This window comes from Clostridium peptidivorans (genome assembly GCF_900205925.1).
In the GTDB taxonomy this organism is placed as follows: Bacteria; Bacillota; Clostridia; order Clostridiales; family Clostridiaceae; genus Clostridium_AK; species Clostridium_AK peptidivorans.
Map to the genome: position 1 here is coordinate 22,019 of NZ_OAOD01000012.1, position 16,119 is coordinate 38,137.

The following is a 16,119-nucleotide window of genomic DNA, read 5'->3' on the forward strand; positions in this document are numbered from 1 at the left end:
GTTAAATTATTGAGGGAGAGATTAAATATGGAAAAGGAAGTTGTTTTGATAGTAGATGATGATATAGAAATAGCAAATCTCATAGCTATATACCTGCAAAATGAAGGATATGAGGTCATTAAAGCGGAAAATGGATTAAGGGCATTAGAAGTATTAAATAGTACCAATGTTGATCTTATATTGTTGGATATAATGATGCCTAAAATGGATGGAATACAAGCTTGCATGAAAATAAGAGAAGAAAAGAATATGCCAATAATTATGCTATCTGCAAAAACTGAGGATATGGATAAGATATTGGGACTTACTGCAGGAGCAGATGATTATATAGGAAAACCATTTAATCCATTAGAACTTATAGCTAGAGTAAAATCTCAGCTTAGAAGATATAAGAAGTTTAATGGTTCTAATTCTAGTGCAGTTAGTGAAAGCATTATAGAAGTAGATGAACTCAGTATAAATACAGATACACATCAGGTCAAGGTTGGAGAAAGAGAAGTAAAGCTTACTCCAAGAGAATTTGGCATACTAGAGCTTTTAGCAAGAAATAAAGGAATAATTTTTAGTAATGAAAAAATATATGAAAGGGTATGGAAGGAAGAATTTTTTAAATCCGATAACACTGTTATGGTTCATATAAGAAAGCTTAGAGAAAAATTAGAAGATGATTCTAGAAATCCTAAATATATAAAAACTGTATGGGGTGTAGGATATAAAGTAGAAAATATATAGTTTAGAGGTGAGATATGAAACGATTATTTTATGGTTTAGTAAAGTTTTTTACTGCACCCATTAGATTGATGCTGAGACCTTTAAAAAAGCCTTATAAAAAAGTTGAAAGAAGAGTAAATCAAAATTTAAGATGGCAACTTATAGTGGTATTTGCTATATGTCTTTTTTCTTCTGTAATGATGTTTTTCCTGGGGAATTCGTTTTTTCAAAAGAGAAGCTATTATACAGATGTTGATTACTCAAAAAGTATACATGATATGCAAAATCAATCTTATTATATTGTGAGTGAGATTTATAATAAACAGACAAGCTCTAAGGATAAAGAGAATATAGAAAATATAATAAATAAACATAATAGCAGCAATACAAAAATACTTATATCTGACCTACAAGGTAAAATTCTCTATAAATCTTCTAATGCGGAAGAAAGCTATATAGACATATCTATGGCCTTAAAAAATTCTATTAAATTTAATCAATCTATGAATACTGAAGGTTATGAAAATTACAAAGGGGAGTTTATAGCTTTTTATCCACTGCAGTTTAAAGATGGAGAAGTATCTTATGTAATATTAAAGGGTGTACCTATTGGGGATATAACCCGTAAAGAAATAAATAGAGAAAATTCATTTATAGCCCTGCTTTGGGCAGTTATATTCTTTATTGGATTATTTTTTGTAATTACAGGAAAAAAAGTCCAATATCTACAAAGTATAGCCACAACTATAATGAATATGTCTAAAGGAGACTTAAAGCAAAGAGTACCTTTAATAGGAGAAGATGAATTAACAGTACTCGCACAAAATATAAATTTTATGGCTGAGGAACTAAATAATAAGATTGAAGTAGAAAGAGAATTAGAGAAAACTAAAAGCGAACTTATTACTAATGTTTCTCATGATTTAAGAACACCTTTAACATCTATACTTGGATATTTAAATTTAATAAAAGATAAGAAATTTAGTGATGAAAATCAGCTTATGGAGTATTCAGGCATTGCATATAATAAATCTGTAAAATTAAAAAAGTTAATAGATGAACTATTTGAATATACTAAGCTATCTGGAGAAGGGGTAAAGCTAAATATATCTCTGATATCACTAAATGAATTATTGGAGCAGCTCTTAGAAGAATTTGTTCCAGTATTTGAAGAAAATAATTTAGTGATAATAAAGGATATAAAAAAAGATAATATTATGCTCTACGCAGATGGAGAAAAGATAGCGAGAGTTTTTGAAAATTTATTAGGAAATGCTATAAGATATAGCTATAAACCAGGAGAAATAAAAGTAGGTTTGTATCAAGAAGATGAAAAATCAATTTTTTATATAAGTAATAGAGCAAACAATATTCCTAAAGATGAACTTAATAAGGTTTTTGATAGATTTTATAGAGTAGAGAAGTCAAGATCAGAATCCACTGGAGGAAGTGGACTAGGACTCGCCATATGTAAAAATATTATAAAGCTTCATAAAGGATCTATGTGTGCTAGTTCTGAAGGAGATAGTATTACTTTTAAAGTATATCTAAATAATAAAGCTGAATAGTGTATCATAATAGTTAGAAATTAAAGAGATAAACGCATAATTTTGAAAATAAGGCTAAATGTCCTTATTTTTTTTGTAATAAGAATGCACAAAATTGTAAATATTTGATATAATTCTATTTAAGTACATTTCTAAGGGGGACAGGGGAGATATGAAGGACTATTTTGGGGAAAGTGATTTAGAAAGTAAAGATATAGATAAAGTAGATGAGATAAAAAAACAATTAATAGATAAGGAAATTGAAATTCAGCATTTAAGGGAAAAGCTAAAACAAGAGATAGAAAAAAGAGAGCAGACTGAAAAAAAAATAAAAGAAATTAAGAATGCATGGAAGATAATATTAAGTTCCATTCCAGATGGAATAGGATATGTAGATGGTTCAGGAAAATGGATATATGCTAATGATACTATAGTAAAAAATTTAGAGTTAGGTCAAGATTATAGTGGAAAGACAAATCAAGAACTTGGCAACGCAAATGACTTTTTTAAAGAAACTTATAATTATTTTGATGATTGCAATAATCGAGCCTGGGAAAGCAGAAAGATTCTGAGAGAGGAAGACAGTTTACCTCAAAGAGATGGTAGTGTTAAAATATTTGATACAATAAAAGTACCTTTTTTTAATGAAGATAAAAGCAAAAATGGAATATTAATAGTTGCTAGAGATATAACAACTATTAAGGAATCTCAGTTAAAGTTAAAGCAAAGTGAAGAAAGATACAAAAAGCTTATAAATGCTATGCCTGAAGCAGTATATGTATTGGATGTAAATGGGAAATGCATATTTTCTAATAAGGCTGGTGCAAGACTTGCAGGAATAGATAATCCAAAACAACTCAGGGGCATGGATTACAGGAGATTTTTATCTAAGGATTATCATAAAATATCACAAGAAAAATTAAATAAACTTATTAGTAATAAAATAAATAAAACCGTATTGCTTGAAAGAAAATTTGTAACAATAAATGGTGAACTAATAGATGTGGAGTGTAATTCTATTAAGTATAAATTTCAAGATAAAGATGCTGTTTTGATTCTAGTAAGAGATGTAACGGAAAAAAAGAAAAACGAGGAACTTAAAATAAGAGTAGAAGAAAAGACTAAGCAATTAAATGAAATAGTAGAATATGATAAGGCTAAGACGGAGTTTTTCGCTAATATATCCCATGAATTAAAAACTCCTGTAAATGTTATATTTAGTGCTGTTCAGATTGGTGAGATGATTTTAAAGGAGCATAAATGCAAAAGTAAATGTTCTATTGAGAAATATATTTATACTATGAAACAAAATTGTTATAGATTAACAAGGCTAATTAATAATATATTGGATATCAGTAAAATAGATTCTGGATACTGTAAATTAAGTATACAAAATGTTGATATAATAAATGTCATCGAAAGTATAACATTATCTGTAGTTGAATATGCAAAGTCTAAAGAAATTTCAATAATATTTGATACTGATATTGAAGAAAAAATAATGGCAGTGGATGTGGATAAAATTGAAAGAATAATTCTTAATTTACTTTCAAATGCAATTAAGTTTACGGGCAAAGAAGGGAATATATTAGTAAGTATAAAAAATCAGGATAATGATATTGTGATTTCTATAAAGGATGATGGAATAGGCATATCAGAGGAGAAACAAAAAAGCATATTTGAAAGGTTTATTCAAGTTGATAAATCACTTTCAAGAAATAATGAAGGAAGTGGCATAGGGTTATCACTTGTAAAATCTTTAGTAGAAATGCACGGCGGAAATATTAAAGTTAAAAGCAGCTTAGGAAAAGGCAGCGAATTTATTGTTAAAATTCCTGTAGTTAATGTAGATAAAGAAGAACTAGAAGTGAAATATAATGATATTAATATTGAAAAAATAGGTATAGAGTTTTCAGATATATATTTTAATTAAGAAGTTACATTTTTATTAATAAGAGTTTACATTTCTACTAAACTACACATGATATATTATATAGTATAGAGTTTACAATAGAAGGGAGAGCGTTTGTATGAGAATTTTAATAATAGGTGCAGTAGCAGGTGGAACCACCGCAGCAACTCAAGCTATAAGAAATGACAGTAAAGCAGAAATTGTTATATATGAAAAAGATAAAGATATATCTTACTCTGGATGTAGTTTACCTTATTATATAGGTGGGTTAGTAAAAGAAAGAAAGCATATTGCTCCTAGAGATAGTGAACATTTTAAGAAAAAATATAATGTAGATGTGAAGGTAAGGCATGAAGTAATAGATATAGACGTTGAAAATAAAAATATAACAGTAAAAAATTTAGAAACTGGTGAAGAGTTTAAAGATAATTATGATGAGCTTGTTATAGCCACAGGGGCTAGTCCTTTTGTTCCAGTAAAGGAGTGGCTTCATAAAGAAAATGTATTTACTTTAAGAAACGTGATAAGTGCCGATGAAATTAAAGAGTACATTTTAAAAAATAATCCTAAAAAAGCACTGCTTGTTGGAGCTGGAGCTATAAATTTAGAGCTCTGTGAAAACCTGCAGGAATATGGAATAGAAGTAACAGTACTAGAAGCTCAAAATCAAGTTATGGGGCCATTAGATGAGGATATGGCTTTAAAACTTGAGGAATATTTAAAAGAAAAAGGCGTTATTGTATATACAGGAGAAAAGCTTTCAAGTATGGAAGGAGAAAAAACAGCTGCTAAAGTAATAACAGAAAAAAGAGAAATTGACACTGATATGATTATACTAGGCATGGGAGTTAGACCAAATACGGATTTAGCACAAAAGGCTGGAGTAGAACTTGGAAAAACTAGAGCAATTCATGTAAATGATAGAATGCAAACTAATGTACCGCATATATATGCAGCGGGGGATTGTATAGAAGTATATTCACTTCCTCATGAGGATTATGTGTATAGATCCTTAGGTTCTCTTGCAAATAAAACAGGAAGAATAGCAGGAAAAAATGCTACAGGAGAGGATATAACCTTTAAAGGTATATTATCTACAGGCATATTTAAAGTATTTGACATGACTGTTGCTTTAGTAGGAATGAATGAAAGAGAAGCTAAGGGATTAAATGAAAAATGTAAGTCACATATGTTTAAAATGGCAAGTAAGCCTTCCTTTATGCCAGGAGCAGGAGAAATGGTTATAAAAATGATAATAGATGAAGAAACAGATAAGATACTAGGAGTTCAAATCATTGGAGATGATGGAGTAGATAAAATCATAGATATATTTGCTACCTGCATGATGTTTGGTGCAAAGTATAATAAAGATCTATCTGGGCTGGATTTAGCTTATGCACCTCCATACTCTCCGTCTTTAAGCCCTGTTATCCAAGCAGGAATAATAGTAGAAGGAAGCCTTGGGAAATAAGGTAAAGAAGAAAGTAAAAATGATTGAGCTTGGTAAAAGCTTTATAAAAGAAGAAAAAGATAAATAATAAATAACAAATAAAAGTTATGCTAAGTCGTTAAATTAGCATAACTTTTTTGCTAAGATTTTTAAATAAAATAGCTCAAAAATGCATCTTTATTTTCTATTATAAAACTAAGAAATATGCCTAGTAAAACTCCTTTTATATACAAGGGTTTTTCATATATTTTTGTAGTGTAATTAGGATTTGAAAAAGATATTATGCCATCTATCACAAGCAGCAGGAAAAATATTAAAGATTCACTTTTGCTTATTAAACATAATACTAAAGTAAGTACTGTTATACTAATAAAATAAATTTTCTTAAGATGTACTTTTAAAAAGGAATCTTCATTCATAGATATCACCTTCATTTCATAAACAACTGTTTAAATTTTAATCATCATTTCTTAAGTATCATAATTAATATATTCCGTAAGAATGGTAAATATCCTTTTTTATAAAACTAAATGATAGATATGAAGATAAAGCTGCATAAAAAATTCTTAATATTGATAGAAATAAATATCGAATCCAAGAAATTATGGAACGTTTGTAAAAATATTGGAAATTAAACTATAACTCATATATAATAATATGGGGATGTGCTTTGCTTAGAATTATCAACAAAGTCGCAAATGCTTTATCCGATCGCTACCATTGCTAACGCCCCCATCTTCTTCAAAGTGGGGGATAAGCAGTGATACGCGCCTGGATAAGTTCTTCTAAGGTTCAGATGGAGAAAAGGTATTCCTTATAAGCAAACTCCACCTGAACCTAAGAATCACTTGATATAAAATGGGGAGGAAATATTTAATGGATTTATATTTTTGGATTATTTGGAATATAATAGGAAGCTGTGGCTTATTACTTAGTTTATATGAAAGAATTTATGCAGGTAAGTTTATCCTTAAAACAAAACGAAAAAAGATTTCACTTATATATACTATACCAGCAGTGTTATGGGGTTATGCAACAGTAAGGCGTTTTTTTGATTATTTTGGTGGCAGGGAAGTTGATATTTATGCAATTTTTCAGGGTCTTCTTTGGATACAGCTATGTATTTTACTTCTCTTAGGAAGATTATCATTAGGAATAGCGGAAGGCGGTATATATTCTGAAAATCTTAATTTTTCTTGTTTTACTAAATGGGGCAAAGTTAAAAGCTATACATGGATATCTGATAATATAATTCAATTTGAAACCCTCACAAGAAAAGGCAGAATTTCTAATACAGAATTAGAAGTAAGTTTAGAGCAAAAGGAAGAAGTAGATAAATTATTAAAGGACAACCTAAATAAAACAGATAGAGAAGTCAATAAAAAAATAAATTTTAAGCTAAAGGTGTTAATTGCTTTAATTACTGTTGTGCTGGTTATAGGAAATGTAAGTTTGATTAAAATAAGTAAGCCATATATGACGGAAAAAATAAAATTAAAAGAAGATGAAGCTGTAGCCATACTTAAAAAAACATGGAAGCCTTTAGCGGAGCTTAATAAAGAAAATATAAGGTCTAGAGAAGAGTTTGACAAGCTGTTTCAAGAAACTATGACTAAACCAATAATAGATGATTTATATGAAATACTTGTAGATACAAATAAATCTATAGGTGGAGAAATTAGATTTAAAGAAAAGGTACGTATACCAACTATATATGATACAAAGATGTCCATAGAAAAGTCGTATATAAAATCTCCAAAATATAAAGAGGAAAATAAGCGGAGTAATGAAGAAGAACTTATAATTGAAGAATTGGTCAGCTTGGATAAAGATGGTCAAATATCTAGCTTCATAAGAGAAAGTACTTTTATAAGGAATGATAATGGTAATTGGATATTGCACCGTATAACTGGTTTACAAAGTATTGGATCACCATAATGAAGAAAAAAATAAATAATAAATAAAAGTTATACTAAGTTGTTAAATGGGAGGAAGTATTTAGTGATGTTATATATTTACATTATTTTAAATATATTAATTAGTTATTTTTTACTATGTAGATTGTTATATGAAAGAATTTATGCAGGTAAATTTATTATTAAAACAAAGCGAAAGAAGATTCCAAATTTATACACTATATTGGCAGTGCTATGGGGTTATATGGCATTAATACATTTTTTGCATTATTTAAAAGGCGAAGCCGTTGATATTTATGCAATTTTTCAGGGAGTCTTTTGGGTACAGTTGTGTATTTCGCAATTTTTAGAAAGATTATCATTAGGAATAGCTAAAGGTGGTATATATTCCGGTGATTCTACGGTTTCTTATTTCACTAAGTGGAGCAAAGTCAAAAATTATACATGGATATCTGATGATGTAATCCAATTTGAAACCCTTACAAGAAAAGGCAAAATTTTTAATACAGAATTAGAAGTAGATTCAGAACAAAAGGAAGAAGTAGATAAATTATTAAAGGACAACTTAAATAAAACAGATAGAGAAGTCAATGAAAATAATAGTTTTAAGTTTAAGATGTCCATTGCTTTAATGGCTGCTGTGATGATTGTAGTAAATGTAAACTTGATTAAAATAAGTAAACCATACATGACAAAGAAAATAAAATTAAAAGAAGATGAAACTATATTAATACTTAAAAAAACATGGAAGCCTTTAGCGGAGCTTAATAAAGAAAATATAAGGTCTAGAGAAGAGTTTGACAAGCTGTTTCAAGAAACTATGACTAAACCAATGATAGATAATTTATATGGAATACTTGTAGATACAAATAAATCTGCGGATGAGAATATTAGGTTTAAAGAAAAGGTACATATCCCAACCATATATGATACAAAGATGTCCATAGAAAAATCATATATAAAAGTTCCAAAATATAAAGAGGGAAATAAGCAAGTTATTACAGAAGAACTTATAATTAAAGAATTAGGTAGAGGTGAGGACAATGAACCATTAGATCATTTTAGCAGGAAAAGTACTTTTATAAGGAATGATAATGGTAATTGGGTTCTAGATAGTATAACTGGTTTACAAAGTATTGGATCACCATAATGAAGAAAAAAATAAATAATAAATAAAAGTTATACTAAGTTGTTAAATGGGAGGAAGTATTTAATGGGGTTATATTTTTGGATTACTTTAAATTTAATAGCGAGTTATTGTTTAGTATATAGTTTATATGAAAGAATTTATGCAGGTAAAATTACCTTTAAAACAAAACAGAAAAAAATTCCGATAATATACACTATAATGCTAGTATTATGCAGTTGTACAGTAGTGATAGATTTATTATATTATTTTAAAGGTAAGGAAGTTTATATTTCTTTGATGATGCAGGGAGTCTTTTGGATACAGATGGCGATTTCAAATTTATTAGGAAGATTATCATTAGGAATAGCTAAGGGTGGTATATATTCCGGGGATCTTAAATCTTCTTATTTCACTAAGTGGAGCAGAATTAAAAATTATACATGGATATCTGATAATGTAATTGAATTTGAAACCCTTACAAGAAAAGGCAATATTTTTACTACAGAATTAGAAGTAGTTTCAGAGCAAAAGGAAGAAGCAGATAAATTACTAAAGGACAACCTAAATAAAACAGATAGAGAAGTTAATGAAAATAATAGTTTTAAGCTTAAGATGTTTATTGCTTTAATGGCTGCTGTGATGATTGTAGTAAATGTAAGTTTGATTAAAATAAGTAAACCATACATGACAAAGAAAATAAAATTACAAGAAGATGAAGCTATATTAATACTTAAAAAAGCATGGAAACCTTTAGCGGAGCTTAACAAAGAAAATATAAAGTCTAGAGAAGAGTTTGACAAGCTGTTTCAAGAAACTATGACTGAACCAATGATTGATAATTTATATGGAATTCTTGTAGATACTGCTAAATCTAAAGATGAGAATATTAAGTTTAAAGAAAAGGTACATATCTCAACTATATATGATACAAAGATGTCAATAGAAAAGTCATATATAAAAACTTCAAAATATAAAGAACAAAGCAAGCGGGGTAATGCAGAAGAACTTATAATCGAAGAACTAGAAAGATCCGAGGACAATAAACCATTGGATCATTTTAAAAGAAAAAGTACTTTTATAAAGAATGATAACGGTAATTGGGTGCTAGATAGTATAACTGGTTTAGAAAGTACTGTATCACAATAAGGTAATAATATTCTTATATTGTTCATTAATAATTTAATAATTCAAGATAAATAAAGGTGTGCTAAAATAAAATTAGCACACCTTGTTTTAATGATGGCATCCAGAGCACCCAGAATTCTTCGAACTGCATCCTGAACATCCAGAACCACAGCCAGATTTTCCAGAGCAACCTGTGCCTTCTTTCAAAGGTATGGATTTAATCATAAAACCATTATTTCTATAAACTAATTGAACTTCTTTTACCTTTTCTATTAAGGCTTTAGGGTATATTATATTTAAATCCTCTACAGCATCTTTCATATCTTCATTAGATGTTTTATTTAGCGCATCTAAATATATACCTACCTTAGGGTTACAGCAGCTAGATTCCATAGAAAACTTTACACAGTCAAATTCATTATCATTTTTTAATATATTTAAAATTTTATTATAAGCCTGTTCTGATATTTTAATCTTTAATTTATCCATAAAAATCACTCCTTACTTATTAACATTAAAAATATCATTTATTTAGTAATCAGTATTAACTAAGAAAATATTAGTTATTCTTAATAACAGCAACAAATACTAGAGATTAGTTATTAAATATAATACTATTGCAACCTTTATCAGTTGTCAATTGGAAGTGGATGAAAAAACCAGCATTTGGGTGTTATTCATAGAAAATACAGGAATATTTAAAAAATAGACCTGAAAACAATTGGAAATGTTTTTGCACAAATAATTAAATTTGGATATACTGAAGTTAGTTACATGAGTAACTAACTAACTAAGTATTGTTTTTAAAATTTATAAGAAGTATTAAAAATTAAATAAGTTTTAGGAGGAAAGTCTTATGTATAAAGAGGTTTGGAACAAGTATAAAGAAGGTTTCAAATTTTTACTGCCATTTATTTTAGTACAGGTACTGTTTAAAAGTACTAGTTTTAATTTAGAATTTACCAAGTATGATTTTTTTGGAAGAGGAGGAAATTTAACAAAAAATCTTTCACTCTTAAAGGAAATAGTAATAAATGAGTCAATACCGATTTTATTTTATATATTTATAGCATCATTATTTCAATCATTTTTAATGGTAGTTATAAAAGCATTAATAGATAAAAATCATATAAATTACAAGGAAAATTTTAAAGAAAGTCTAGGCCTTTATTTAAGGTATTTAGGATTAAGTATAATTATTTATGCTATGGCAGTAGGGCTAATAGTTTTAGGATTTTGGGGAATATTGATACCATTTATGGTTATTTTATCATTACTTCTTAGCGTGTTAATAATTCCATGTGATGCATATTTAATATACTATAATACAAGTGTAGGAGAAGCTTTGAAAAAAGGAATAGCACTAGGCAAAAAGCATTTTGGAGAAATATTATTATTAAGCATTACGGTATGTATTATGCTAGCTATCATAGGAGGAGTAATGGCATTAGTAAATATAAATCCAAAAACTAATTCCATAGGCTATGCATTTATTAATTTTATAGCATCAAGTGTAGGAATTTATTTATCTATGTTTATCATGACTATTTGTAAAAAAGCAGAAAAAACAGAAGAGAAAATAATAGAATGTTAATTTATTAAAACTATGGGATGGGTAGTGAAGATTTGTAATTTCTATTATAAATTTTATTATCCGTCCCATTAAATATATATAGCAGTAGTTTGTTAGTAGATTATTGGGGGTAACGAAAATTATGAATAAGCTAATATATATGTTTAAAAAGGATTTAGGTATATATGCCGTTATTGTTTTTACATTTATTAAAGATTATTTGCCAATATCAAATATGTTTATACTTGTACCGGCAGTAATACTAATGGTAATACTAATAGTAACTATATTTTCAAGGACATATAGTGAATTTAATATATTATTGGTATTTCAAATCTCTAGAAAAGATTACTATGTAAGCACTGTAATATATAATTTTTTATTCTCAGCTATAATATCATTGATATTGATTTTAATAAAAATAAATGTTAGTGATGTACCTCAAAATGACCATAAAATGTTCTTATTTTACTTCACATTAGCTTTAGTGTTTTTAAGTACTAAATTATTTGATGAACTTTTTAAACAAAGTGATTATACAGCAATAAGGTATATAGTTATTTTTATATATTACTTTATATTTGTTAATAAATACTCTCCTGTTTTTTTTAATGATGATTTAAATGCTTATGAAAATTTTAAATTAAGTCAGTATTATATCATTTCTAGCATAATTATAGGATTTAACTATATAACAAGCTATTTAGTTCATAAAAGTGTTGAACTTAAAATTGTTGGAGAGGCGGAATAGTAAACTATGCAATTAGTTGATAAAGGGATTTCTGCTGAAGAAATAATAATGTGGCTTAATGAGCAGGAGGGCAAGTTTTGATAAATAATTTAATATACATGTTTAAAAAGGACAGAAGATTTTATATTATTTTATTTGTGATATATTTATTAGAAATTTTTGGAGGAAATTTAATATATCAAATGCGAGGATTTTTTGTAGGTACGATAACAGAAATAATGATAGTTATTCCTGTATTGATGAAAGTAGGAAGATTGGACGATTTTTTATTATTAGGAATTACTAGAAAACAGTATTATATACTAATTGTAATATATGATTTTTTATTGTCAGCTTTTTCAGCAGTGGCAATAGGCGTAGCAAAAATACAAGTTGATAGTATACCTAAAAATTACTTTAATTATATATTCTTATTTTATCTTATAGTCACTTTAGTGGTTTTTAGTACCTTTTCATTTAATCAAATCTTTAGGCATAGTGATTATTGGGCAGTAAGGTTTGGAGTTTTATTTTTATATGTATTGATATTTTTTACAAGATATACCATGGGATTTTCTGCTGAAAATTTTACAAACTTTAATGATAATTTAGTGAGTTATGAGGATTTTAAGTTAAAAGAATACTATATAATGTTTCTTATAATTATAGGATTTAACTATATAACAAGCTATTTAGTTCATAAAAGTGTTGAAATTAAAATTGTTGGAGAGGCGGAATAGTAAACTATGCAATTAGTTGATAAAGGCATTTCTGTTGAAGAAATAATAATGTGGCTAAATAAGCAGGAGGGCATAGAGTAAGGAGGGAGAGCTTTGATAAATAAGTTAATATATATATTTAAAAGGGACTTAATACTGTATGTTATTGTTTTTATTATGTTAAGTTCAAATGCATTAATACCAGGATTAATGGGAGGATTAATAGGAGCTTTAATAGGAGGATTATTGGGGAAAAGGTATGGTAAATTTAATATATTTTTATCATTTCAGACCTCTAGAAAAGAGTACTATGTAATTGCAGTAATATATAATCTTTTATCCTCAGCTATAATATCATTGGTATTAGCTCTAGTAAAGGTAAATTCTAATAACATACCTAAAAATTATTTCAAATATGTATTTTTATTTTACTTTACACTAGTTTTAGTATTTTTAAGCGCTAAATTATTTAATGAATTTTTTAAACATAGTGATTATGCAGCAGTAAGGTTTGGAGTCATAGTTATGTATTTAGCACTGTTTGTTGCTAGGTATGGTTTTCTTCTTTTCAATGATAATTTTATAAATTTTAATGAAAATTTATTTAGTTATCAAGAATTTAAGCTAATGGATTATTATATAATGTCATTTTTAATTATAGGATTTAACTATGTAACAAGTTATTTAGTTAATAGAAGTACTGAAATTCAAATTAATGGGGAAGCAGAGTAGTAAGTTATAGAATTTAAGTAACTAATTAACGAGGTGGTGAAAGTATTTGATTATTAATTCTAATGATATAAAGCCTATATATATACAAATTGCAGAAGGAATAGAGGAAGATATTTTAAAAGGAATCACAGAGGAAGAAACACAGGTAATGTCTACAACGGAGTTTTCTCAAGTCTACGGTATAAATCCAGCCACCACAAGAAAGGCGATGAATATATTAGTTGATAAAGGCATTTTATATAAAAGAAGGGGACTTGGGATGTTTGTAACCATTGGAGCTAGAAATAAAATTAAAGTATGGAAAAGGCAGGAATTTTTAAATAATAAGTTGAAAAGTATTATAGAGGAAGGAAAAAGCATAGGGATTTCTATTGAAGAAATAATAATGTGGCTAAATAAGTCTAGGGCATAGAGTAAGGAGGGAGAGCTATAAATAAGTTAATATATATGTTTAAAAGAAGCAGTAGGTTTTATATTGCTTTATTTATAATATCTATATTAGAAATAGATGGATTGATAGGATTTATAATAGGTATATCAGGATGGGTTATTCTCTATAAATTGATATCAAATAGAAATAGAGGATTAAATGTTTTTTTAGGCTTTGGTGGAACTAGAACAGAATTCTATACACTGACTGTAATATATGACTTTTTAATGTCAACTTTCATATCAATAGTAATAGCTTTAGCAAGAGTGAAAATTGAAAACATGGATATAAGTAATTTTATATATTTTTTTTCATTTTATCTTGTGATTCTTTTGGTATTTTTTAGTACTCTAGCATTTAGACAAATTTTTAGCCATACGGATTATTTGATGGTAAAGCTTGGAGTATTGTTTTTCTATATATTTCTGTTTATTACATGGTATTCTTCAAGTATTCTTGCTGACAATTTTATAAGTTTAAACCAGAAAGTGGGTTCTTATTGCAATTTTACATTAAAAGAATTTTATATAATGTTTCCTATAATTATAGGATTTAATTATATAACAAGTTATTTAGTTCATAGAAGTACTGAAATTCAAATTAAGGGGGAAGCAGAGTAGTGAGTTATGCAATTGAAATAACTAATTTAAATAAGAAATTTTGGAACAAAGGAGTTTTTAAGGATTTAAATTTAAATATAGAGGAAAATAAAATATATTGTTTGGCAGGAAGAAATGGTGCTGGGAAAACCACTTTATTAAGATGTATTGCATCACAATATGTAAAAACAGGAGGAAGTATAAAGGCCTTTGGTGAAGAGGTATTTGAAAACAAAAATGCTTTAAGTAAAATATACCTTTGTCAGGAAAATGGATTTTCAGCAGCTATGACAGGCAGGGAAATATTTAACACAGCTAAGGTATTTTTAAAATATTGGGATGAAGAATTTAAAGAAAGACTTATAAAAAAATTTAATGTGGAGCTTGGCAAGAAGTATGGAGATCTTTCTAAAGGAACAAAGTCTTGCTTAAACATAATAGTAGCATTAGCGAGCAGAGCACCTATAACCATATATGATGAAGCATATGCAGGGCTAGACCCATTAAATAGAGAGATGTTTTATGAGGAGCTTTTAAAGGATTATGAAGAAAATCCACGAACAATAATTTTTTCAACTCATCATATAGAAGAAATAGAAGGCTTAGTTGAAGAAATTATATTTATGGACAATGGAAAGATTTTATTAAATGAAAACAAAGATACAATTGATGAAAAAGCTTTTTATATAACTGGAAAAGAAGAAGAATTGTATGATATTTCAAAAAATTTAAGGGTGATATCTAAAGAGAAAGTAGGCGCTCTTATGAGGATAGGGATATGTGACAATGTAAGTTATGAAGAAAAGATAAAGCTTCAAGATAAAGGATTTACCTTAGAAAAAATGACCCTTCAAAAATTGTTTGTAAATATGCTAAGGGAAGGTGGCAGAGTTGAGTGATTTTAAGGAAAGGTTAAAGCTTATTATGGATACGGAAATAATGCTTACTATAATAGTAGGTGTGGCGCTGTCATTCCCTATTATGGCTATTAGCATAAAAATTAAAGAAATATCCATAAGCCCCTACTCTTATATTTATATACCATTAATAGTGTTTCATTTATACTACAATAGATATTCGCACATGATGAACTTCTCAGTAACAAGGGATGAGTACTTTAAAATTGGTCAAGGTTTAAATTTAATTTTATCATTATTAATGTGGCTTATGTATTTATTAGCAGCTTTTGTAATCAATAAAAACATCCAGGTTTCAACTATGATTTTAGTTTTTATTGGAATTATATTTTTTACAAGTTTAAGTAATGTGATAAGTCTTTTGATGATAAATAGTTCATTTATTGCTTTTGTAGGTTTTGGTGCTATATTTGGACTACGTTATGTGTCCAGGAAGGGTTATTTTGATTTGCATAATACAATGATAAATATTATCTTCATAATATTAACTATACTGTGCAGTTTAATTTCCAGATATATACTTAAAAATATAGATTTTAAGCTAAGGGAGGTTAAGTAAAAAATATGGAATTTTTAACTATATAAAAGGGATATTTTCAATTAGATTACAACTTAATTTTCGCCAATAT

Annotated in this window: 17 protein-coding genes; 15 read left to right on the top strand and 2 right to left on the bottom strand. The window is 27.6% G+C overall.

What is annotated here, in order from left to right; translation table 11 throughout:
* Positions 1-27 precede the first annotated feature (27 nt).
* From CRN98_RS10885 to CRN98_RS10900, 4 genes are all read left to right on the top strand, one after another.
* A complete protein-coding gene (locus tag CRN98_RS10885; protein ID WP_097027453.1) occupies positions 28-732 on the top strand; it encodes a response regulator transcription factor in 705 nt (234 codons plus the stop codon).
* 14 nt (positions 733-746) lie between these two features.
* A complete protein-coding gene (locus CRN98_RS10890) occupies positions 747-2,279 on the top strand; it encodes a sensor histidine kinase (RefSeq protein WP_097027454.1) in 1,533 nt (510 codons plus the stop codon).
* A 151-nt stretch (positions 2,280-2,430) separates the two neighbouring features.
* Positions 2,431-4,191 carry a PAS domain-containing sensor histidine kinase gene (locus CRN98_RS10895; protein ID WP_097027455.1) on the top strand — a complete coding sequence of 587 codons (1,761 nt, stop codon included), beginning with the start codon at positions 2,431-2,433 and terminating at the stop codon, positions 4,189-4,191.
* Between the two features lie 97 nt (positions 4,192-4,288).
* Positions 4,289-5,641: an FAD-dependent oxidoreductase gene (locus tag CRN98_RS10900; RefSeq protein ID WP_097027456.1), complete on the top strand. Its 1,353-nt coding sequence runs from the start codon at positions 4,289-4,291 to the stop codon at positions 5,639-5,641.
* A gap of 128 nt (positions 5,642-5,769) precedes the next feature.
* Here the strand turns inward: CRN98_RS10900 and CRN98_RS10905 are convergent, their stop codons facing one another.
* Positions 5,770-6,054 carry a hypothetical protein gene (locus CRN98_RS10905; RefSeq protein ID WP_179632105.1) on the bottom strand — a complete coding sequence of 95 codons (285 nt, stop codon included), beginning with the start codon at positions 6,052-6,054 and terminating at the stop codon, positions 5,770-5,772.
* Between the two features lie 442 nt (positions 6,055-6,496).
* Here CRN98_RS10905 and CRN98_RS10910 point away from each other — a divergent pair, with 442 nt between their 5' ends.
* The 3 genes from CRN98_RS10910 (at position 6,497) to CRN98_RS10920 (ending at position 9,811) form a co-directional block, all read left to right on the top strand.
* On the top strand, positions 6,497-7,558 hold the full coding sequence (locus tag CRN98_RS10910; RefSeq protein ID WP_097027458.1) for a DUF5673 domain-containing protein: 1,062 nt from the start codon (positions 6,497-6,499) through the stop codon (positions 7,556-7,558).
* 240 nt (positions 7,559-7,798) lie between these two features.
* Complete coding sequence (locus tag CRN98_RS10915) at positions 7,799-8,686, top strand: DUF5673 domain-containing protein (RefSeq protein WP_179632106.1); 888 nt, start codon at positions 7,799-7,801, stop codon at positions 8,684-8,686.
* A gap of 63 nt (positions 8,687-8,749) precedes the next feature.
* The gene (locus CRN98_RS10920; protein WP_097027460.1) at positions 8,750-9,811 is read left to right on the top strand and encodes a hypothetical protein; all 1,062 of its coding nucleotides are present in this window, start codon (positions 8,750-8,752) and stop codon (positions 9,809-9,811) included.
* Positions 9,812-9,898: 87 nt separating this feature from the next.
* On the opposite strand, the gene CRN98_RS10925 is transcribed toward CRN98_RS10920, so the two are convergent.
* Positions 9,899-10,279 carry a hypothetical protein gene (locus CRN98_RS10925; RefSeq protein WP_097027461.1) on the bottom strand — a complete coding sequence of 127 codons (381 nt, stop codon included), beginning with the start codon at positions 10,277-10,279 and terminating at the stop codon, positions 9,899-9,901.
* A 367-nt stretch (positions 10,280-10,646) separates the two neighbouring features.
* Here CRN98_RS10925 and CRN98_RS10930 point away from each other — a divergent pair, with 367 nt between their 5' ends.
* From CRN98_RS10930 to CRN98_RS10965, 8 genes are all read left to right on the top strand, one after another.
* The gene (locus tag CRN98_RS10930) at positions 10,647-11,384 is read left to right on the top strand and encodes a hypothetical protein (RefSeq protein ID WP_097027462.1); all 738 of its coding nucleotides are present in this window, start codon (positions 10,647-10,649) and stop codon (positions 11,382-11,384) included.
* A gap of 121 nt (positions 11,385-11,505) precedes the next feature.
* Positions 11,506-12,114, top strand: coding sequence for a hypothetical protein (locus CRN98_RS10935; protein ID WP_097027463.1), 609 nt, complete (start codon positions 11,506-11,508; stop codon positions 12,112-12,114).
* 77 nt (positions 12,115-12,191) lie between these two features.
* The gene (locus tag CRN98_RS10940; RefSeq protein ID WP_097027464.1) at positions 12,192-12,833 is read left to right on the top strand and encodes a hypothetical protein; all 642 of its coding nucleotides are present in this window, start codon (positions 12,192-12,194) and stop codon (positions 12,831-12,833) included.
* A 93-nt stretch (positions 12,834-12,926) separates the two neighbouring features.
* Positions 12,927-13,544, top strand: coding sequence for a hypothetical protein (locus CRN98_RS10945; RefSeq protein ID WP_097027465.1), 618 nt, complete (start codon positions 12,927-12,929; stop codon positions 13,542-13,544).
* Between the two features lie 46 nt (positions 13,545-13,590).
* Complete coding sequence (locus CRN98_RS10950; RefSeq protein ID WP_097027466.1) at positions 13,591-13,956, top strand: GntR family transcriptional regulator; 366 nt, start codon at positions 13,591-13,593, stop codon at positions 13,954-13,956.
* Positions 13,957-13,991: 35 nt separating this feature from the next.
* On the top strand, positions 13,992-14,594 hold the full coding sequence (locus CRN98_RS10955) for a hypothetical protein (protein WP_097027467.1): 603 nt from the start codon (positions 13,992-13,994) through the stop codon (positions 14,592-14,594).
* Positions 14,594-15,472 (top strand): ATP-binding cassette domain-containing protein, encoded by an 879-nt coding sequence (locus tag CRN98_RS10960; protein WP_097027468.1) that lies wholly within the window; start codon positions 14,594-14,596, stop codon positions 15,470-15,472. The genes CRN98_RS10955 and CRN98_RS10960 overlap by 1 nt, the downstream gene beginning before the upstream one ends.
* The gene (locus CRN98_RS10965) at positions 15,465-16,049 is read left to right on the top strand and encodes a hypothetical protein (RefSeq protein ID WP_097027469.1); all 585 of its coding nucleotides are present in this window, start codon (positions 15,465-15,467) and stop codon (positions 16,047-16,049) included. Before CRN98_RS10960 ends, CRN98_RS10965 begins: the two co-directional genes overlap by 8 nt.
* Positions 16,050-16,119: the final 70 nt, after the last annotated feature.

What these genes read in the sequence shown, in the direction of transcription:
- CRN98_RS10885 (WP_097027453.1), top strand. Translation starts at nt 28, where the DNA reads ATGGAAAAGGAAGTTGTTTTGATAGTAGATGATGATATAGAAATAGCA.
- CRN98_RS10890 (WP_097027454.1), top strand. Translation starts at nt 747, where the DNA reads ATGAAACGATTATTTTATGGTTTAGTAAAGTTTTTTACTGCACCCATT.
- CRN98_RS10895 (WP_097027455.1), top strand. Translation starts at nt 2,431, where the DNA reads ATGAAGGACTATTTTGGGGAAAGTGATTTAGAAAGTAAAGATATAGAT.
- CRN98_RS10900 (WP_097027456.1), top strand. Translation starts at nt 4,289, where the DNA reads ATGAGAATTTTAATAATAGGTGCAGTAGCAGGTGGAACCACCGCAGCA.
- CRN98_RS10905 (WP_179632105.1), bottom strand. Translation starts at nt 6,054, where the DNA reads ATGAAGGTGATATCTATGAATGAAGATTCCTTTTTAAAAGTACATCTT.
- CRN98_RS10910 (WP_097027458.1), top strand. Translation starts at nt 6,497, where the DNA reads ATGGATTTATATTTTTGGATTATTTGGAATATAATAGGAAGCTGTGGC.
- CRN98_RS10920 (WP_097027460.1), top strand. Translation starts at nt 8,750, where the DNA reads ATGGGGTTATATTTTTGGATTACTTTAAATTTAATAGCGAGTTATTGT.
- CRN98_RS10925 (WP_097027461.1), bottom strand. Translation starts at nt 10,279, where the DNA reads ATGGATAAATTAAAGATTAAAATATCAGAACAGGCTTATAATAAAATT.
- CRN98_RS10930 (WP_097027462.1), top strand. Translation starts at nt 10,647, where the DNA reads ATGTATAAAGAGGTTTGGAACAAGTATAAAGAAGGTTTCAAATTTTTA.
- CRN98_RS10935 (WP_097027463.1), top strand. Translation starts at nt 11,506, where the DNA reads ATGAATAAGCTAATATATATGTTTAAAAAGGATTTAGGTATATATGCC.
- CRN98_RS10955 (WP_097027467.1), top strand. Translation starts at nt 13,992, where the DNA reads ATGTTTAAAAGAAGCAGTAGGTTTTATATTGCTTTATTTATAATATCT.